The 20,783-nt window shown below is 37.6% G+C and carries 18 protein-coding genes; 9 read left to right on the top strand and 9 right to left on the bottom strand.

Going from position 1 to position 20,783, the window contains the following annotated elements; translation table 11 throughout:
* Positions 1–2: 2 nt before the first annotated feature.
* The 7 genes from essC to A5889_RS09120 all read right to left on the bottom strand — a co-directional run bounded on the left by essC (position 3) and on the right by A5889_RS09120 (position 11,141).
* Entirely contained in the window at positions 3–4,523 is a 4,521-nt protein-coding gene (gene essC / locus A5889_RS09150) for a type VII secretion protein EssC (RefSeq protein ID WP_087641605.1), read from the bottom strand.
* Positions 4,524–5,747, bottom strand: a complete 1,224-nt coding sequence (essB, locus tag A5889_RS09145; protein WP_176372864.1) for a type VII secretion protein EssB — start codon at positions 5,745–5,747, stop codon at positions 4,524–4,526. It lies immediately after the preceding gene.
* A gap of 3 nt (positions 5,748–5,750) precedes the next feature.
* On the bottom strand, positions 5,751–6,008 hold the full coding sequence (locus A5889_RS09140) for an EsaB/YukD family protein (RefSeq protein WP_087641603.1): 258 nt from the start codon (positions 6,006–6,008) through the stop codon (positions 5,751–5,753).
* The gene (gene essA / locus A5889_RS09135) at positions 5,998–6,468 is read right to left on the bottom strand and encodes a type VII secretion protein EssA (protein ID WP_087641602.1); all 471 of its coding nucleotides are present in this window, start codon (positions 6,466–6,468) and stop codon (positions 5,998–6,000) included. The genes A5889_RS09140 and essA overlap by 11 nt, the downstream gene beginning before the upstream one ends.
* Positions 6,465–9,818 (bottom strand): type VII secretion protein EsaA, encoded by a 3,354-nt coding sequence (gene esaA, locus A5889_RS09130; protein WP_087641601.1) that lies wholly within the window; start codon positions 9,816–9,818, stop codon positions 6,465–6,467. The genes essA and esaA overlap by 4 nt, the downstream gene beginning before the upstream one ends.
* 70 nt (positions 9,819–9,888) lie before the next feature.
* A complete protein-coding gene (locus A5889_RS09125; RefSeq protein WP_087641600.1) occupies positions 9,889–10,191 on the bottom strand; it encodes a WXG100 family type VII secretion target in 303 nt (100 codons plus the stop codon).
* Between the two features lie 221 nt (positions 10,192–10,412).
* Positions 10,413–11,141, bottom strand: a complete 729-nt coding sequence (locus A5889_RS09120; RefSeq protein ID WP_087641599.1) for a LytR/AlgR family response regulator transcription factor — start codon at positions 11,139–11,141, stop codon at positions 10,413–10,415.
* A gap of 258 nt (positions 11,142–11,399) precedes the next feature.
* On the opposite strand from A5889_RS09120, the gene A5889_RS09115 reads away from it, so the two are divergent.
* Entirely contained in the window at positions 11,400–12,092 is a 693-nt protein-coding gene (locus A5889_RS09115; protein WP_087641598.1) for a GNAT family N-acetyltransferase, read from the top strand.
* An 86-nt stretch (positions 12,093–12,178) separates the two neighbouring features.
* Here the strand turns inward: A5889_RS09115 and A5889_RS09110 are convergent, their stop codons facing one another.
* Together A5889_RS09110 and A5889_RS09105 are read right to left on the bottom strand one after the other, a co-directional pair.
* Complete coding sequence (locus A5889_RS09110; RefSeq protein ID WP_087641597.1) at positions 12,179–13,126, bottom strand: 1-phosphofructokinase family hexose kinase; 948 nt, start codon at positions 13,124–13,126, stop codon at positions 12,179–12,181.
* Positions 13,127–13,188: 62 nt separating this feature from the next.
* Complete coding sequence (locus tag A5889_RS09105) at positions 13,189–13,947, bottom strand: DeoR/GlpR family DNA-binding transcription regulator (RefSeq protein ID WP_087641596.1); 759 nt, start codon at positions 13,945–13,947, stop codon at positions 13,189–13,191.
* A gap of 208 nt (positions 13,948–14,155) precedes the next feature.
* Here A5889_RS09105 and A5889_RS09100 point away from each other — a divergent pair, with 208 nt between their 5' ends.
* The 8 genes from A5889_RS09100 to A5889_RS09065 all read left to right on the top strand — a co-directional run bounded on the left by A5889_RS09100 (position 14,156) and on the right by A5889_RS09065 (position 20,062).
* Positions 14,156–14,632: a PTS sugar transporter subunit IIA gene (locus A5889_RS09100; protein WP_087641595.1), complete on the top strand. Its 477-nt coding sequence runs from the start codon at positions 14,156–14,158 to the stop codon at positions 14,630–14,632.
* The gene (locus A5889_RS09095; RefSeq protein WP_087641594.1) at positions 14,625–14,927 is read left to right on the top strand and encodes a PTS sugar transporter subunit IIB; all 303 of its coding nucleotides are present in this window, start codon (positions 14,625–14,627) and stop codon (positions 14,925–14,927) included. The genes A5889_RS09100 and A5889_RS09095 overlap by 8 nt, the downstream gene beginning before the upstream one ends.
* Before the next feature lie 134 nt (positions 14,928–15,061).
* Positions 15,062–16,414: a PTS galactitol transporter subunit IIC gene (locus A5889_RS09090; RefSeq protein ID WP_087641593.1), complete on the top strand. Its 1,353-nt coding sequence runs from the start codon at positions 15,062–15,064 to the stop codon at positions 16,412–16,414.
* Positions 16,415–16,439: 25 nt separating this feature from the next.
* Positions 16,440–16,700, top strand: a complete 261-nt coding sequence (locus A5889_RS09085) for a hypothetical protein (RefSeq protein WP_087641592.1) — start codon at positions 16,440–16,442, stop codon at positions 16,698–16,700.
* A 6-nt stretch (positions 16,701–16,706) separates the two neighbouring features.
* Positions 16,707–17,465, top strand: coding sequence for a class II aldolase/adducin family protein (locus tag A5889_RS09080; RefSeq protein WP_087641591.1), 759 nt, complete (start codon positions 16,707–16,709; stop codon positions 17,463–17,465).
* A 217-nt stretch (positions 17,466–17,682) separates the two neighbouring features.
* Positions 17,683–18,399, top strand: coding sequence for a 16S rRNA (guanine(527)-N(7))-methyltransferase RsmG (rsmG, locus tag A5889_RS09075; protein ID WP_087641590.1), 717 nt, complete (start codon positions 17,683–17,685; stop codon positions 18,397–18,399).
* A gap of 15 nt (positions 18,400–18,414) precedes the next feature.
* Entirely contained in the window at positions 18,415–19,176 is a 762-nt protein-coding gene (locus A5889_RS09070; RefSeq protein ID WP_087641589.1) for a ParA family protein, read from the top strand.
* Complete coding sequence (locus A5889_RS09065) at positions 19,169–20,062, top strand: ParB/RepB/Spo0J family partition protein (RefSeq protein ID WP_087641588.1); 894 nt, start codon at positions 19,169–19,171, stop codon at positions 20,060–20,062. Before A5889_RS09070 ends, A5889_RS09065 begins: the two co-directional genes overlap by 8 nt.
* The last annotated feature ends 721 nt before the right edge of the window (positions 20,063–20,783 follow it).

Here is a 20,783-nt window from a genome sequence, read left to right as displayed (position 1 = left end):
CTTTATCTTCCCAATGATACTTTTATTTTTTCAGCGAAATCATTTTCTACAAAGTATCCTTCTGTATCATCAAGTTGTGGTTCGCGATAACCTAAGTTAGATGCTTTTAATAAGTTTTGATCAGCCACTTTTCCTAGAACAATTCCTTTATTAATTGTTTTTAGTAATTTACTAGCATCATCATATCCTGAAATTCCATTAAATAATGAACCGAATAGAAGATAGATTCCCATTTTAGGTCCATCTTGCAATAATTTTACAAATGCTACTTCCATTTCTCTAGGCATATCTGTTAGCACATAAGGAATATTTGGCATTACTAAAATGAATGGGGTGATTTTTGTTAAATATTCCTTCATATTGGCAACTTCACCATCTTCTTTCATATCTTCAAAATCGTCTTCTCGATCCTCCATAAGTTCAATAAGTTTTTGGAAGATTTCAGGATACTCTGAATGATTTGAGCTATAATGAGTTGCTCCGCCACGATAATTAGCAAAGTTTTCTTCTTGGTCATCAAAAATAGCGTATTGATAATGACCAGAATCAACAATAAAGTTCTGAATACTTGTTAAGCAATAAAGTAAACGTTCTGGTTTAGGTGCAAAAACAGCTAATTGATTCAAGCTAGGGATAGATTTTGCAACAGGTTCAACAGCTTCAAATTCTAAACCGAGTGGAATTTGTTTGTGTTCTAGTAATTCTTGAACTTGTTTTCTTTGTCTAAACTCTTCAAAATACAAGACTTCCGGTACCATCGGAATCGGTTCTGGTCTTGCCCCAGTCCAATGTTCATCCATCTGCGCCACTTCTTCTTGGATCGCTTCAATTATTTGAAGTGTATCTTCACCCTCAGCTGGAAGAGCAGTTTGGAACAACTCAGGTTCTTCCAATTTGATCAACCCACGTCCAGGCAAGTCATCGATCGTTAAGGTCGTCCGTCCAACGATCGCTCTAGGCTCAGAATCATCAATCATCTTCAACACGATTTGTGTCTTGATATTACTTGAAAGGGTCATGCGCATTGAATTTTGGCGACCAGCAGAAAGAAGTAGGTGAATCCCAATCCCAGCACCTTCACGGGCAACTTGAGTAATGACTTTTTCAAGAATCTCCTCAAACTTCGCACCTTTCATGCCTTCAAATCCATCTAACAAGATAAGAATGATCGGTTCTTCCTTACCACTTGCACGTTCATACATTTCCAAACTAGCGACAGAATACTCACTCAGCAATTTCTTCCGGCGTTTCAATTCATCATTGATCCGACGGGCAAATTTCTCGATTTTCTCTTCTTCATCGATACTCATCGTATCGGCGACATGCGGTAATTTCTTCAATGGAAGTAATCCGTTTGTTCCGAAATCAAGCAAGTACACATTTAGCCTTTCCGGATTATGCACACGCGCCAAGTCCATGACCACCGTCTGCATAAACGTACTCTTTCCATACCCAGGACTACTAAAGACCGTCATATGACCTTCTTGGGTCATATTCAAGCGTAAGGTTTCCTGCGCCTGCATACTCGGGACATCGACAACGCCAAGTACTGGTTCAAGCGGCTGTTTCTCTGTCTGCCATGCTTCTTTAAAGTCCACAGGATGTAAAGCCGTCGCAATGATCCGTTCTTCCAATGGTGGTAACCAAGGACGAGGAAGAGGGGTGATATTTTCACGTTCTGCCACTTCATGGATTCCGTCGATGATCGCATCTAATTCGGTCGGAATCTGTTTCACATCATCCGCATTTTCTAACCCACTTAAATCTTCACTTAAAATTTCATACTGACCGAGATCGTTCACAAGGTAAATCGTATGATCTTCGATCTGTTGTTCATCTTTGTCTGGTTGATAATCTGCACCACTCCATGCACTTTGGAACAGCTCATAAATTTCATTGTTTCCGACTTGTAGATATGCACGGCCGGCTTGGGTGATTTCTGCGGCATCTGGTGTTTTCAACATTTCCATCGAATCGGCACGATCCGCCACTTTCAAGGCAAGCTTGAATTTCGAGTTACTCCAGATTTGGTCATTGACGACACCACTTGGTTTTTGTGTTGCTAGGATCAAGTGGATTCCTAGAGAACGCCCGATACGAGCAGTGGAAACGAGTTCTTTCATAAACTCTGGCTGTTCTGCTTTTAACTCGGCGAACTCATCCGAAATCAGGAAGAGGTGAGGCATTGGTTCGTCTACATCGCCGTTTTTGTATAATTTTTGGTACTGATTGATATGGTTGACGTTATTCTCAGAGAAAAGACGCTGGCGGCGTTTTAGCTCGGCATTGATGGAAATCAAGGCACGCATACTTTGAGCGCCGTCCAAGTTGGTGATACTGCCTAATAAGTGCGGCAGATTCCGGAATAGGTTCGCCATTCCTCCACCTTTGTAGTCGATCAGTAGGAACGCGACGTCATACGGGTGGAAGTTCACCGCTAAACTCAAGATATAACTTTGTACGATCTCTGATTTACCAGAACCCGTGGTCCCAGCGACAAGACCATGAGGACCGTGAGCTTTTTCATGGAGGTTCAGATAAACGATATCGTCTTTTCCACGTAAACCAAGCGGCACTGCCAAGGTTTTATGCGGAGAGTGTTCTGCCCAACGTTGGATCACGTTAAATTCATCAAAAGTTTCGATGCCGTACATCTCTAGGAAGGTGACGGATTCTGGAATACTTGATTTCAGATTTTGTAAGTGATTCAATGGTGCCAATAATCTAGGCAATTGTTCTTTATCAAAGTCGGCAGGGAAGTGATCCAGCTGGAACGGCGTATTCTTCAATTGACCTTCTTCCAGTAACAGGACTCCGGTATTACGGTCACGGATATCGATAACGGTTTTGATATTATCGGATAAGCTGCTCATCACATCTTCCACAAAAATCACACTACAGCCGAGCTCGCTTGGATCTTCATTGAAGAATTCCATGATAACGTGATCTAAAATCAATTTTTCATCGGTGATCATGACCACATAGTGAGGGGAGAAGATGGTACTATCCCGACTATTACGGTTTTCTTCCATTGAGTTTTTACGGTTTTTTAAGATTTGATTTAAACTATTCAACACTTGATCTCGACTACGTTGGTTATACACAAAGCCGCGGACATTCACGTCCTGCATTTTCGCGTGAGGCAACCAGCGCATCCATTCCCATTGCGCTTTTTCCGCTTCGGGGAAGATCGAGATGAACTGTAGATCATGGTAACTATGAAACACAGATAGTTGGTTGACTAGTAAATGTAATTGCTCTAACACTAAGCTTCTTGGTCCAATATAGCCGACAGGGCCATGTGTTAGATTGGCTAGAACAGGCATATCTGTTAGCTCTAAGCTTTTCGTGTATAACTCGTAGCCGCTTTTTTCTAGATCATCCGTTTCTTTTCCGCGTTCTTTGTTTGAATACGAAATTTCGCTGGATGATTGCACATTTCCTAAGCCTAAACGGTAGAAAAGAAAATCAAAGTGCAGCGGTGTTTTTTCATAGATACGCGGGCTGTACGTTTTCGTCATATCCAATAGTTCAGAAACACTTGGATAATGATACAGTTGCCCTTGTTTTTGCTCTTGGTTGATCTGGTGCAGTTCAACAGACTTGTCGATCAAATATTTTTTATAGCTGATTTCACGATCGATCAGGCTTTGCTTGTGCTCTTTGCGGCTCTTGAAATAGTTAGTGATCGAAAAGATGATCGTAATCAAGGTCGTTGCTGCACTGGCTAAGACGAATAATCCGTTTGGACGGAAGAAGGCCATCGCTACTGTTACGATCAGCATCACAACTGGCGGTAAAATGGTTTTGATCAGTTGATCCTTTGGTGCATCTTTGGGATCACTTGGTGCATTGATCATGATTTTTTCTTCCGGCTCACGATAAATGATCCGCGGCGAACGGTGGAAATCAGGATAGTCCTCATAAACATCGTAACGAGACGTGTAGATTTCGCATAGATCAGATTTGATGATCGTGCCTTCTGTGGCATGAATCTCATGCGTAAAGAATTTCAGTGTATGATGAAGGAAAGAAATTTCATCGCCTTTTTCTAGTAAATACTCTGTTCTGGTGAATAATCGATTGTTGATCATTAATTCGCCGGATAAAACAGTCAAGAGCCACTGATCTTCCTGCTTTTTCAAGATAGCAGATAAAGGATGCGTCAGATGATCATTCGCTAATTCTAATGTTGCGCCTTTATCTGTACTTAGGATCAATTCTTTTTTATCCAGTAAGTCAAAAATGTGTAATTTAGTCACTGGTGTCAAAATCACAGTGACTGGCTGTTCGTCTGATAATGAGAAGGTCACAGGTGTACTCAATGGCAAAACGTGTTCCTGACCTTGAGTCGTCAACACCCAATCATCTTTCTTTTCAATCGTTAACATATCAGTTTCTGACAATACGGGTACGTGTAAAGCGGCTTGGTTATCTGGACCGATCGTTTGGGCTTTTTCTTCGTCCAAAATCAATTGGTAACGATAGCCGTGAAGGTAGAGGATGGCTTGTATCTTTTGCATCTAGTTACCCTCCTGCGCCGTTGATCCTTGTGTTTGTTCAGCTTCTGCAGCGTTCACACTTTCATCACGTTTTTCTTTGTATTTTTTGTAGTCGTCTTCCAGTTTACTGATGGTTTCTTCTTTTTCTGTTCCGGACATTTTCGTGTCTTTTCTCACTTGCTCGATTTTTTGCGTGATACCGTAAAGGATCAAATCAGAATCTTCTAAGTTTTTCGCTACATCTAAGGCTTCGTCAAGATTTCCGCGGCCGTTTTCGATCCAGTAATCTAAATAGGTTTCATCTGAACGTAAGGTTACATTGTTTAAGATCACTTTTTTCTGTTGTTCTTGTAATGGTTCTCCTTGTACGAAACTGTAGGCTAATTCATATTTTTGTGTAAAAGGGATGCTGGCTGTTTTCACAGGATCTAATGTTGTGATCACTGCTTCATAGTCATTTTTCAAGAAAGCTGTATCTGTGTTTTGCATGCGATCTAAGAAAGGAAGACGGAAAAAGAGCAGGTAAGCTAAAGGGATCACTAAAACAACCGCTAAAACAGTCATCCAGATCGATAATTGTTTCATGACTTGGAATTTCGCTTTGCTGACTTTTTTAGTCGTCTTTTTCATCCGTTCTACGGTGTGATCATAATTTTCCACTAGGTATTGTCTGATTTCTTCGAAGCTTTCTTTTTTGATGATCGTTTGGATAAACTCAGAGCCTTTTTTGATTTCTAATTGTCCTTCGTAAAGCTTTGAGAAGTCCTGATTTTTTTCAAACAGGGCGATGATCAAGCTTTTGTATTGTCTCAATAGTAGGGCATGATCAGTAACTTTCGGCGGCATTTTTCCAGCTAAGCCACGGTAAGCGACTTTAGGTAAAAGGTTGTAATCGAATAAAATATTCTCTGGGTGGATAAAGAACGTCAGAGGTAAATCTAATAATTGCTCGATCGCTGCCATGTTCGCCATTGCACGCAGTTTTTCTTCTTTGGTTGCGGCTTTCAGTTCAGCGAAGGTCAAATGTTCTTTTGGCAGTTCATAAGTAAAGGTAACAGCATCTTCTTCCCATTGGATTGCAGTGTCCATCAATAGGGGATGTGCGACTTTCAATAAGGCTAAGTCTTTTTCTTCATTGACCTGAACTTCAGACTTTCTTAAGGTAAGTGTCCAGTTTTCTGCTGTTTTCTTGAATGTGTATGTTTGCTTTTCGATAATTAGTTCTAAGTCTTTCATCGTTTCCATCATTTACTCTCCCAACACTTCAATTATGTCTCCGTTTGTAATCGGATAATCTTTTAACTTCTTTTCTTCATCTAGTAAAAGTCCTTTATTCAAGACTTTGATCTGGTATTTTTTAATGTCTTTTTCTTTGTTGAATATTTGGTTCAATTCACGGATAAAACGGTAGACTGTGATATTGTTCGGAATACGTAGATCTACTGTTTTGTCTTTGTCTTGTTGGTATAAAAGGGTGATATTGATATGTTCTTGATTATCTGCCATTTTGCTGACCTCTTTTTCTACTGTGATACAACACTAATGTCACGACAGTGACTAATAATAAGCCTAAAACCAAAGGAAGCAGCTTAGCGCCGGAAGAAACTGCCTCAACAGTTTCTTCTTTTTTCGCCGCTGCATAATCGACATCATTACCTGCAAATAGCTGGGTGTGATCGTATTCTTTGGTTTTCGGTACTTTGGTCAAGAAGAATTGTGCTTCATCTTCCTGTCGTTGTTTTTCCTCGACTTTTTTTGCATTTGCTACTTTGTCGATCATTTCGCTGTCAAAAAGTCGATCTTCAGCGATAAAGCTTTGCGCTTTCCCGTTGTCGATCTGATCTTGATTCAAGCGATCAGTTTTTAAATCTAAGTTATTATCTAGTAAGGTTTCTTTTGCGTAAGAGGTGCTAGTAAATGAAAAGAGGCCGATTACAAGTAAAAGTAAGATCGTCAATTTCTTCATTTTTTCGCCACTTCCTTTAGTTTCCTTCTTGGTTTCCAAATAAAAATATTGAATGCCGCAAGAGCTGCAATCGCTAATAGATATAAAATGATCTGTACAACATTCAGTGCATTATTCGCTAAGATATCTGCTAAGTTGTTTTCTCCGATCGATAGTGGGTTGATAGAACGAATCATATCGACCATTGGATTATTGCCTTTCGTTTTTCCGATCGCATTCGTCACGAATACGTAACTAATGAATAAGAATAAGCTGAAGGCAAAACCAGCGATATGGAATTGTTTTAGTGCATAATGGTTGAGCAGTGAGAAAATCAGCATGAATAAGACGACCATCATGACCCAAACGATTTGAGATTCTTTCACGATGCCTAATTCACTGACACTTAAGATTCCTAACACAACGCCAATGCCAACTGCACTTGCACTAAGAACAATGGTTTCCATAATGTTATCTTTGAACCATAGCTGTTCCCGCTTGAATTTGTCTTTGACCTTTCTGATCACAGGCTGTGTCGCAAATAGATAAGCAATAAATAGACTCAAGGTATACATGATCAAGATCCAAGTGAATGGTTCATTTACTTCAGTGGTTTTGATCGTTGCTTCTGCTTTTCCGTTGACTGGGTTTGCGATAAACTGCAGCAACGTATTGTTTGGAACACCGTCTTTTTGCGCATTGCTCAAGACCTTGATAAAGGCCGAAACAAAATCATTGTTGTTTGCCAGCTCTTCATTCAAATTCGCCATGATCACATCTGCATTTGAAGATAGCTCTTCTCCATTTTTCTGAGCATTGTTCACTTCCTGATCGAAGGATGTAAAGACAGATTTTACGCCTTCGGCTTCTTTGACGTTCATTTCAGACGCTGCTTTAACCAATTCTGCTTGTGATTTAACAGAAGATAGCATTGACTCAACAGCTGAAATCTCTGTATCTGTTTCTATGTTGTCAGACGCCACTTTTGTTTGTCCTTCATTTGCTTCTGACATTGTTTTTCTTAACCCTTCGATATTACTGATTTGTGATTGGACATTTTCATTCAACGACATTGTGCTTGCTTGGATATCTTGCAGCTTCTCACCGATTTTCTCTGATTGTCGATCGATGTCTGCAGCCTGAAGTTTCAAAGAATTCAGTTTTTCGTGCTGATCTTTGTAGTGTCCAGTAGCAAAAGTCCCATTCAATACTTGTTTAAACATATCGGTCATATTTAGATCAAGTAAGTTGTTGAAGATATCAAATGGGTATTTATCGAATTCTCGTAATTCAGCGTTGACAGTATCATACAATTCAATTGTTTTACCTAACTGTTCGGAATATTTTCTATTTGCATATTGATATCTTTCCGTTAAAAATGCAGATAGATCAATTGGTTGCTCCCAAGTTACGGTATATTCTCCAGCTGCAGCACGGGCGGTGTAGGTTTCAATTTGAGGCGCTGACTCTTGTTCTGTTATTTTCTCAGTTTCTTTTTCGGTAGACTGTGTTGTTTCTTCCATAGAGCTTTCTTCTGTTGTTGTCTCTTCGGTCGTTAAGCCTTCAGCAGAGCCAGTGATTACAGCCACAGAAGGTAGTGAACGAGTAGTTTCTGTTTTTACAACTGGATCTGCAGGAATGACTTTTTTGACTGTGATCGGGATTACTGGAGCGCCAGCAGTTTCGTCAAAGTCAGATGTAAATGTATAGGTGAAACGCATCGATGTACTTGTGATAGGTAAGACAGTTCCTGAACTAATCACTTGGTTATTATTGAAAAGGGTGATCGTCGATGGAATCTCACCAAAAGTAATACTGCCTTCCGTTCTATAATTTTCAGTATTGATCACAAATCGCTGTTCTTTACTTAAGGCGTCTTCTCTTGCTGCAACCAAACGTTCGTAAGTTGATTTTAAATCTTGATGATATCGGCTGTTACTGATCGTTTCACTATCGACTTTCCATTCTAATTCTGCAATTGCAGGATTATCTGGATATTGATTATTTATTGTTTGAATCTTTTGATTGATCTTGTCTATATTTTCCAGCATTCCATAATTACCGTAGATACTTGATCGAATATCTTCGATTGCAGGTCCGTCAGTATATGGCAAGTAGCCGTATAGGAAAACTTGGTTAAATTCATTGATATCCCGTGTATCTTGTTTAAAAGGTAAACTATCGAGACGGTCTTGCATTTTTTTCAAGTAGGTTGCATTAAAGTTGGCAACATTTGAAAGCTGTGAGCTATCATAATCCATTTTGGATAATACTTGTCCAAAGGTTACTTTAGATGCTTCGGTAGGATCATATATCCTAAATTGTTTAAAGAACTCTTCACTATAAGTATCGAAGTATTTATCTTCGATGCCTTCCAATTCTGTGATCTGTTTTTCTACATTTTCTTTAGAGGCTAAAAGCTGTTCATTAAGCTCATTCATTTGCTGGATATAGCGTCCGTTGCCGTTATCTGATGCAACAAAATCCTCCTGTAGGGATTGATTCAGACTTTCAAGCATGCTGTACATCGCATTCGTTTCAGAGCTTAAAAGGTTATCATCCATACTTGTTAAGATCGAAACAAAATCTTCATATGTCAGCTTTCCTTCTGCACGCTGTTTCATTAATTGTTCTAGCAAGGTTGAAAATTCTTGATGACCATCAAGAAGTGTTTCAGGATTTTTCATAGCATCGATCAATGCTGTTGTCAGCAAATCGTTTGCTTGTAAGGCACTTTGTGATTGCGAAGTGATCGCAGGTAAATAATCTTTAAAATTCAACGTTGGCTGATATAAAATATTTTGAAAATCATTGACAGAATCTGTTTGATTTTTATATACTTTTTCGATGTTCTGCTGTGCGGTAAATAAGTTATCTAAAATACTGACCACGTAAAGATCCACTAGTTGCTGATTCAAGTCGTTCACGATTTTTCTCCCAACACTTCTTGATTCATTTTCTAGTGTGGCATTACCATTTGCGTTGATCTTATAGTTGACTTGTACTTTTTCTGGTGATGGACTGTCTAGTTCCAATAATTTACTTGAAAAATTGCTCGGAATCGTTACGAGTAGATTATAAGTGCCGTTTTTTAGACCATTTTCTGCGATTCCCCGGCTAACAGTAAACCAGTTATAAGTAACATCTTTTTCGATTTTCTTAACATAATCTGCTCCCAGATTGTAGTCTATGTTATTTCGATTGACACCAGCATCTTCATTTACAAGTGCAATGTTTAAGCGTGTATCTTCTTCTTCGTCTTTTTTTGCAGAAATATCGGTAAAATCGCGATTCATAAAAATCAGCATAATCAGCAGTATGACAACCATCCAAACAGATTTCAAAATGTAATAAAGTTTTTTACTGTTCATCTCTCATTCTCCTAAATAAAAGAGGAACAGCGAGGAGCAAGTGCCCTCCCTATTCCTCAGTATGTGTTTCTTATAAACCTCTTCCGATAGCTGAAGAGATATTTTGGTCTGTTTCTTCCATGATTTGAGCAACTTCGTTCAATTGCTTGTTGATTTGTTCCAACAACTCAGCGAATTCACTTACTTTTGGTTTTAATGCAGTAAATTGATCATTGAAGCTGTCAAAACCTGAACCTTCCCAGTTTCCTTGGATTGTATCTTGTTCTGATTGTAATTTTTGTAAAATGTCATTTACTTGGTTAGAACCGTCTGTATATTTTGTTGCAGAAGTTCTTAGTTCTTGTGGGGATAATTTAATTCTATCGCCTGCCATTTTTCATTCCTCCAATTTATTTACTCGTAAGTATCTCTTTTAAAGACACCTATCTTTGACAATTTTATCATAAATAAAATTAGAAAAAAGCTAAATGTAATAAAAGGTAATTTTGATGTAATAAATAGCTCTGATAAAGTTTTTTTATCAGAGCTTTAGGGTTTTTATATCTATATAATTGAATTTTAGTCGTAACGGTAAGTAATAATTAGGAGGATGGATTATGGGGTTCTTGAAAAATGTGAGTATTTTATTTTTAACTCATCTTTAAATTTTCTACTGATGGGCACAGAAAGCTTTGTGTTTTGTAGAACACCGTCTTTATAATGTTTGATAAAGGCTTCATTTTTTACGATTTCAACGATATAGTTTAAATTGATGACATAGCTGCCATGGGTTCGGACAAATGTATCGGCGTTGAGTTTTTCTGAAATTTCTGACATGGTTAGATATGTTTTATAAACCTTGTCGGCTGTGTGGATATAAGCGATACGACCGCTTTTAGATATATATATGATTTCATTCAATGTTAGAAAAATCGTTTTTCTGCCGAATGAAAAATCAAAGTAGGTATTTTGTTTATTTAGATAGTCCTTTGCGCGATCCATCGTTATTGCTAACTGCTCTTTGCATATCGGTTTAAGTAAGTAGTCAAATGTTTGAACTTTGAACACTTCAGGCATATGTATGGTATCATTTGAAATAAAAATTATAAGAGCGTGTAAATCCAGCTGCCGTATTTGCTGAGCAAGTTCGATACCGCTCATCTCTGCCATCTCGATCGTAATAAAGTAAATGCTGTATTTTACATCCATGCTTTCGAGATGTTTCAGTAGCTTAGTTCCGCTGCTGAAAAAATCAAACTCATAATTTAGGAGCCGATTTTGGTTTAAATAGGTTTCTACTTTTCCGATTTCGATAGGATCATCATCACACAATGCAATTTTCAAAAGGGCCTCACCTCTTTAGTTTAGCTTTTTTTTAAACTGTCTTTGTTTTATTTACCAATTATTTATCTTTTTTTACATTTGAAAATAAGTTTCGAGCCAATGGTACCACTTATATTTATCATATCATAAATCTTGAAACATAATAATCTAGTTTTGGAAGATTATAAGCAGTTTTTGCAAAAAATAGGAAAAATTAGGGATTTAATAGGAAAATGTGAGTTACTTTTTTCCAGAGAATAGAACAAAGGAGGAATTTGAATGAAAAATCACTATGATCAACCTATTGGAAACCTGGTGCATGGCTGGGTGACTAGAGAAATGCCGATAAAGAAAATACTTGAGGGGAGATACTGCTATTTGGAGCGTATTACTCCAGAAAAACATTTTGAAGATCTATATGAAGTGTATGGACCTAAAAGTGCTACTGAAAATTGGACGTATTTGCCGTTAGACAAATTTGAAGATCCAGCTGATTTTTCTGCATATTTAGAGACTGTCAGTCGATCTAAGGATCCATTGCACTATGCAATCATTGACAAAATGACTCAAAAAGCACTTGGTACACTAGCGTTGATGCGAATCAGTCCAGAACAAGGGACGATCGAGGTCGGTTTTGTGATTTATTCAGATCGATTAAAAAAGACGCGTATTGCAACAGAAGCACAATACCTTGCTGCAAGCTACGCAATAGGCGAGCTAGGTTATCGACGCTATGAATGGAAATGTGATTCACTGAATGAGCCATCTAAAAAATCGGCTTTACGATTGGGCTTTGTTTTTGAAGGTGTTTTTCGTCAAGCATTGATCTACAAAGGAAGAAATAGAGATACGGCTTGGTTTTCCATCATTGATAGTGAATGGCCTGAAGTTAAAAGAAGGCTGGAATCTTGGCTTGACCCAGAGAATTTTACTCAAGACGGAAAGCAGAAAAAAAGTTTATGGACGTGTTGAAACAATAATGAAGATCGAGTGAAAATGTTTGATCTCAAAAATAAGCTGATATTCGCATAATTGTGAATATCAGCTTATTTCGTAGTCTAGTTACGCTGGATTTCATGTAAAACGATCTTGTTTTTTAGCCGCGTGACATTTTCTTTGGTGACATAACCTACAGCTTGCTCTAATGCATTGCTCATACCGCAAGCCATACCGTATTTTAATGTTTCTTCAATAGATAAGCCTTGATCTAAAGCGAACGCAATACCACCGACTGTAGCATCACCAGAGCCTGTAGGATTGATCGTCTCGATTTTTGGTATTTGGATGTTAAAAAGCCGCTCATGAAATTTTGCTACAGCCCCTTCACGACCACAAGAAACAAGGATAAATGGGACATCTTTTAATAGAGAATGATCAAGGTAAGAAAAAATGTCTTGCTTATTTTTTAAGGTAACACCTAATAAGTCACCGAATTCATGAATGTTTGGCTTGATAAAATAAGGTTTAGCGGAACCATTAAGTACGTTTTGCAGCTGCTTTCCTGAAATATCTGCCAAAATCTTTGTATCAGTGTTTAGTTGTTGTAAATAATGTTCATAAAGATGTTCATTTTTAGTATTGGCTGATCCGCAAAAAGCGATGATCGGTTCTTTTTTTTGTTTTTTTATAAATGTGATCACTAAGTCCAAAACTTGTTGACTTGTTTCCTCTGAGATTTCTGGTCCTAGTTCCACGATTTCTGTTTGATTGTTTTCTTGATCCATTATTGTAACGGCATTACGTGATTCCCCTGCGATCGGGAAAAAATGTGTAGCGAAAAACGGTTCTTGTTCAAGACAAGAGCGGATGAATTCACCATTGATTCCTGCTAAAACACCTATAGCAGTCACCTCTGCCCCTAAAATGGCTGCTGTCCTGCCGGCATTGATGCCCTTTCCCCCAACTACTTTGACAGGATTACCGCAACGGTTCATCTCTCCTAAAATAAACGTATCTGTGAAATAAATTGAGTCAAGTGATGGATTGAGTGTCACTGTTAAAATCATTTGTTGTTCTCCCTTCAACTTCCAGGTCAGCTGGGCTTTTGAAAGAAGAACACAAACCCGAGCTACCTTTTTTTGTTCAACAATTTGCCATAAGATTGATAAAAATTAAATGTTTGTTCATCGATTTGGTCGTCAGTGATCACATAATCAAGGTCAGAAAGCTTATAAAATGTATACACATCGCTGACATTGAATTTTGTACTATCGGCAACGACAACTTTTTTCTTTGCATTTTTGAATGCTGCCCGCTGGACGCCACCTTCTAAGTAATTCGATGTTGTTACATTATTGTTGTAGATGCCATTCGTTGCAGCAAAAGCGATATCGATGTTGATCGTATCAAATGTTTGTTCTGCATGTTCTCCGATAAATTCCTCTGTGATCGGTGTAAAATCTCCCCCTGTTAAAAGAATTCGATAATCTGTATGCTCGATGACATAATTGAATGCCAACAGACTATTCGTAACAATCATTAAATGTTGTTTTTTGATGAATGGCAACGCATATAAGATAGTTGTCCCTGCACCTAGAAAAACGACCTGATGATCTTGGATCAAAGAATTCATGATTTTACCGATATACTCTTTTTGTTCGATATGTAGATTGATTTTCTCATGAGTTGCCAGTTCTTTGTCTTTGCGATCGATTTTTTGTGCACCGCCGTATAGACGAACCAACTGATTAGAGTCGCTCAACTCATTGATATCTCTGCGTATCGTCATTTCTGACACAGCGAGTTTTTCAGCAATATCAGAAACAGTCATAAAGGTGTTTTCTTCCAGTAATTCTAAAATATGCGCATGGCGCTCTCTTTTTAACATAATATATGCTCCTTTTTGTTCGGAAATGTTTATCTATTACATTTTAAACGTAAAATGAACAAAAAACAATCAAAAGAAAGCGTTGACAAACCTTTATACAAGTTGTATTCTTTTTGTATAAACAAAGTTTAACATAATTTTACAAAGTTGAACATAAAAAGTTTACAAAGTAAAAATATTTTTGTTAATCATGAGAAGGAGGAAAGTTATGGAAACGAAGAGGATGTTTCAACAAGACTTGATCGATTTACAATTGACCGTACGGGATGAAGACGAGTTGTTTGAAATCATTGCAGAACGTTTACAACAGAAAGGCTATGTGAATGAAGGGTATTTATCAGGTATTAAGACTCGGGAAAAAGGGTTTCCGACAGGTCTGATCACTGAACACCTTAATATCGCATTGCCGCACTCGGACACAGAATATATTGAAAGGCCTTTCATATATATTGTTAGAACGACAAAGCCGATCAAGGTCAAACAAATGGGGGATAATCAGGAAATGGAGGTGAAAGATTTATTTTTCTTAGGAATCAAAGAACCTACAAAACAGGTTGGCTTACTGCAGGAATTGATGCTCTTATTTCAAAATTATGAATTTGTCTCTGAATTAAAGCAAGCAACGAAGGAAAACGATGTATTCAATTTATTTATGAAACAATGGGAGGAAGTAAAAAATGGCTAGAAAATTGATTGTAGCATGCGGTAGTGGAGTAGCGACAAGTACGACGGTTGCAGAGAAAATCAAAAGTAAACTGGAAGCTGACAATATCGATTATCCTGTGGAAGCAGTAGATTATAAATCGATCTTACAGGAATTACCAAGTGCAAGTATTTATGTTTACATTGCAAAGCCAGATGATGAAGTGCTTCAAGCAGCGGAAAAACTAGGAATTTCTGTATATGCAGGCGTACCGTTTTTAACAGGAATAGGCGTAGATGAAATCTATGAAGGAATTGTCAACGACACGAGGAAATAAAAAAACGCGTTCAGGTTCGTCACAACCTGAACGCATATAGATAGGGAGAAAAAAGTTACACTTCATCTCTCCATCTAAAATAAAACTATGTAGTAATCATACCAAAAAAATAAAAAGATAGGTAGGTAGAGGAGATGGAAATTTTTCAATCTGTGATTGATTATATATTGAATCTTGGATCAGCGATTTTTGTCCCATTGATTATTTTGATCATCGGACTGATTGCTCGGATGCCGTTGAAAAAAGCATTTATGTCAGCTATTACATTAGGTGTGGCGTTCACAGGGATGAGCATGGTCATCGGCTTTATGTCTGATGCGGTAAGTCCAGCGTCAGAAGCGATGGCCAAAAATACAGGAATCAACTTGCCGGCACTTGATTTAGGTTGGACAGGTGCGGCGAGTATCACATGGTCTTGGTCTTATGCGTTTGTCTTTTTCGCTGTAGTGTTAGGTGTCAACTTCATCATGCTTTTATTGAACTGGACGAAAACTTTGAACGTCGATATGTGGAATGTTTGGGGGAAAGCTTTGACCGCATATCTAGTCTATTTTATCAGTGGTTCGTTAATTGCTGGGTTTGCAGCAGCAATTATTCAAGTTGTTTTAGAGCTGAAAATGGGCGATATGTTCCAACGTCACATTCAAGATTTAACAGGGATCCCATTAGTTACGGTAACGCACTTAATGAATATTTCCGCAGTGTTGATGCTGCCAGTGAATATTGTGATGGATAAGATCCCATTCTTCAATAAAAAAGCAGACACAACGGCACTAAAAGCTAAAATCGGGATTTTTTCTGAAAATAGCGTGATGGGCTTTATCATCGGGGTATTACTTGGATTTGGTGCTGCGTACGGACTGTCAGGTTCATTGAATCTAGGGATCCAAATTGCTACAGCTATGGCGTTGTTCCCGATGATCAGTAAAATGTTCATGCAGTCTTTATCACCATTAGCAGATGCGATGTCTGAAATGATGAAGAAACGGTTTAAAGATCGTGAAGTGTACATTGGTTTAGACTGGCCGGTATTAGCTGGACGTTCAGAGATTTGGGTGACAGCTATCATCTTAGTTCCTGTATTCATTGGTTATGCCATGATTTTACCTGGCAATCAAGTATTGCCTTTAGCAGGGATCATCAACTACTCGATTGCTGTAGGTGGTTTGCTTTTGACGGGCGGTAATTTGTATCGAATGATCACATTAGGTCTGATCTATACACCACTTTATTTATACGGCGCCACTTATTTAGCACCTGTATTGACCGGTTTAGCGAAAAAAACTGGAGCAGTCGATTTAAAAGGCGGCAGCATTACGTGGTCATCGATCGAAGGGCCTGAATTTAGAATTTTATTCGCAGAAGCGGCGAATTTGAATATTGTCGCAATCGTTGGCTTTATCATTTTTATCGCAATGTTTGTTTGGCTGTATAAATACATGTCGAAAGAACCTGTGCCGAGTGCACGCTATGAAGAGACAAAATAAGAATGCTTAGAGAGGGTAGAGAATAATGAATGAAAAAGGAAAATGGTTCATGCTGTTGTTTTTAGATATACTACTTTTTATCATTGCGATGGCTACAAATATTATTCCTATCTACTTTTTAGTCATCCTACTTTCATTTTTTATTTATAAAGATGGCAATGCTGTTCTTTTTAAAGAATATGACGAACGAAAAAAGCAAAAATATGAAGAATATAAACTCATACAAGATGCGGCGAAAGAAACGATCCGCACTGGAAAACTATTAAAAAAGAAAAGGGAGCTGTAATCGATTATGGCAGATGGAAGAATTTTATTTGAGCGTGAAAGAGAAGATATGGCAAAAATCGTTCAACTGATTTTTGAACGTAAAAATACCAATGTTGCTGGAGGAAATTTTTCGTTTAAAACCACTGACAAAACAGGGAAAGAATATATCATCATGACGCCAACTATGATGTCGCAAGCTTACTTAGGACATCTTTCAGCTTCACAAATTTTAGTAGTCGAACCACATACAAGAAAAGTGATTGCTGGTGAAGGCGGATTGACACGGGAAATCAATATGCACGAAGCGGTATATGACGCTAATCCTGATATTAAAGCAGTTCTTCATGCACATGCGCCAAATAGCATGTTTTGGGCAACGAGTGGGTTAGATATGCCGAACCTGACAGAAGCGACTCAAAAGGTTGAATACATTGAAGTTTTAGAATTTGAACCAAACTGTTCTGAAGAATTGGCAGAAATCGTCAGCAATCATATTAAGACGATGCCTAGAAAACAATTGCCGCATGAATTTTTATTGGACAGTCATGGGGTGTTGATCACTACAGGTGGAGACACTGGAATCGAAGCGATCCATTCAGCTTTAGCCGTTTTAGATACAGTAGAATGGAATGCAGAAATTGCTTATAAACAGACGATCTTTCAAAAATTAGGCATTTTAGATGGTTACTATTCTAAAGGTGTCAAAATTGGTACGATCGATGATTTAATAAATGGAGAACCGATCTATAATACAATTATCAAAGCAACTGCCGGTGGCGATTGATTGAGTAAAGCAGCTGGGTTATGACTCTTTTGAGTTTTGACCCAGCTGTTTTTGTTTGACTGAAAGTAAGTGAAAATTTCCTACATATAATAGAAAGAACAATTTTATTAGAACTCTTATAAAACTTGCTAAAAACATTGCAAGAAATCCCTATTTGCGTTAAAGTAAGAAAAGACAATTGTGAAACATTTTCTGTTTCACACAAGGAAGGAATCTTATGACACCTGAAGAATTTAAACAAATATTGAGCAAGAAAGAAATCCAGCTGTCAGAGCAGCAGATGGCGCAATTTGCCCGTTATTTCGAGTTGCTTGTCGAGTGGAATGAAAAGATGAATCTGACTGCGATCACTGATAAACAAGAAGTGTATTTAAAGCATTTTTATGATTCTGTTTCGTTGGCATTTTTTGAAGATTTTTCAACGAACAAGACAATCTGTGATGTTGGTGCAGGTGCTGGTTTCCCTAGTATTCCGCTGAAGATCGTTTTTCCTTCATTGAAGGTAACGATCGTAGATTCATTGAATAAACGAATCACTTTTTTAACAGAATTAGTCAATGAACTTGGGTTGGAAGAGGTTTCGTTATATCATGATCGCGCGGAATCGTTTGGACAAAAAGCAGAGTTTCGCGGTGCATTCGATTATGTGACGGCACGTGCGGTCGCTCGATTGAATGTCTTAAGTGAATTATGCTTGCCATTAGTAAAAAAAGAGGGTTTTTTCTTAGCATTGAAAGCAGCAAAAAGTGAAGAAGAGATCACCGAGGCAAAACCTGCGATAGCTATTTTAGGCGGCAAGTTTCAAGAAGAAGTATCCTTTGAATTACCAGTCACAAATGATGAACGTCATATCGTAGTCATTCAAAAGAAAAAAGAAACACCTAAAAAATACCCGAGAAAACCAGGATTACCAAATAAACAACCGATCAAATAAGATGGAGGGACACAAATGGCACGAATAATTTCTGTAGCGAATCAAAAAGGCGGAGTTGGTAAGACGACGACCACTGTGAATCTGGGTGCTAGTTTGGCCTATTATGGGAAAAAAGTCTTACTGATCGATATCGATGCTCAGGGAAATGCAACGAGTGGGATTGGTGTACGTAAACCAGATGTTGCCACAGACGTTTATGATGTATTAGTAAACGAAGAACCGATCAAAGACGTGATCCAACAAACGTCTAGAGAGAATCTAGACATCGTTCCAGCGACGATCCAGCTTGCAGGAGCAGAAATCGAGCTAACGTCAATGATGGCTCGGGAAACGAGATTAAAAGCAGCGATTGCAGAGGTCAGTGATCATTATGATTTTATTTTGATCGATTGCCCGCCTTCATTAGGTCATCTGACGATCAACGCTTTCACAGCGAGCGATTCGATTTTGATTCCTGTCCAGTGTGAGTATTATGCGTTAGAGGGATTGAGCCAGCTATTGAATACGATTCGCTTGGTCCAAAAACATTTTAATCCTGATTTGCGTATAGAAGGCGTATTGTTGACGATGTATGATGCTAGAACAAATCTTGGTGCAGAAGTCGTTGAAGAAGTTCGTAAGTATTTCCGTGAAAAAGTTTACGATACGATCATTCCTCGTAATGTTCGTTTATCAGAAGCACCAAGTCATGGCCTGTCGATTATTGATTATGACCCTCGTTCACGTGGTGCCGAAGTGTACCAAGCACTAGCAAAGGAAGTGTTGGATAATGAGTAAAGGAAAAGGTTTAGGAAGAGGTATTGATGCATTGTTTCAAGATTTCGCCAGCTTAGAAGATGTCGATGTACAAAAAGAAGAAGTCATTGAGATCCCGCTAAACGAATTACGGCCAAATCCCTACCAGCCAAGAAAAACATTTGACGAAGCTTCCTTACAAGAGTTGGCAAATTCGATCCAACAATCTGGGGTTTTTCAGCCGATCATCGTCAGAAAATCAGCAGTTAAAGGGTATGAGATCATTGCAGGTGAAAGACGTTTTCGTGCATCAAAATTAGCAGAAAAAGAAACGATTCCTGCAATCGTTCGTGAGTTTGATGAAGAAGCAATGATGCAAGTTGCTGTTTTGGAGAATCTGCAGCGTGAAGATTTAAACCCATTAGAAGAAGCAGAAGCTTACGATATGCTGATGAAAAATTTAAAATTGACACAGGTCGAAGTAGCGGAGCGTTTAGGGAAGAGCCGTCCCTATATTGCAAACTACCTACGTTTATTAACGTTGCCTGCACCAGTGAAAGAACTGGTTCAAAGTGAAACTCTTTCAATGGGACAAGCAAGAACATTATTGGGATTGAAAGATAAAGATCAGATAATGACTTTAGCTAAAAGAGTGGTCGAAGAAAATCTAACGGTTCGTCAATTAGAACAAATCGTCAATGATTTAAATGAAAACCAAGGCAAAAAAATAATCAAAAAAGATAAAAAACTCCAAAAAGAAAAACCATACTACATTCGTGAAAGTGAAGATCGCTTGATGGATAAATTCGGTACGACGGTTGCTATTCAAGAAAAAGAAGGCAAAGGAAAAATCGAAATCGAGTATCTCTCACAATCAGATTTAGCAAGAATTTTAGATATCTTAGAAATTCATTTTGATGAAGAATAAAGTATCAATAAATAAGAGAGTGACATAAAACTACTTAGTTTTATGTCACTCTCTTTTTATAATATATTTCTTGAAAAAGTATTATGTATATATCAATTTATAAATAATCGATATAAAATCCAGTTTATTTATAAATAACAAATTTTTTCTTGTTCTTATATAAAATAAGAAAAATTTATAATTGTTTAAATTAAACTATATTGTAGTTCTTATAAATAGATACTGTATTAATTGCTTACGTTTCAAGTATACAATAACTAATTTAGGCGTGTCAATGAGGAATAAAAAAATAACAATATATTTAATTAAATGATATTCATCGATAGATTATATGTTTTAATCATAATGATTGTACTATTTAAGTGGCAACTAGTAATCCTAGAATAGTATAAGACAAGACAGCTTATAGTAAGGGATCGTTATTTTCAAATAAACAATAATTAATATTAAAATCCCTTATTTTTATTCGCCGTCAAATAAACCGTCAAATAAATAGAGTTAAGTTATTAAAGTCAAAAATGATTGGAAAAGTGTATGAAGCACTTTTTTTATTTTCAATCATCAACATGGATTTATTTATTTTATTAAAATGCTCTTTTTTTAAATATTAAACTTATTACTATATTTAAATTGACCGTCATCTAGCCGTCATCAGTTTTTTAAAAATGCTGAATTTCAAGTAATAATACTCCTTTTTTCTTATTTTATATAAGAATAGGAA

The organism is Enterococcus sp. 9D6_DIV0238, from assembly GCF_002174455.2.
Lineage (GTDB): Bacteria > Bacillota > Bacilli > Lactobacillales > Enterococcaceae > Enterococcus_L > Enterococcus_L dunnyi.
Note: the sequence above shows the minus strand (reverse complement) of the source record. Positions and strands in the feature narration are given on the sequence as shown.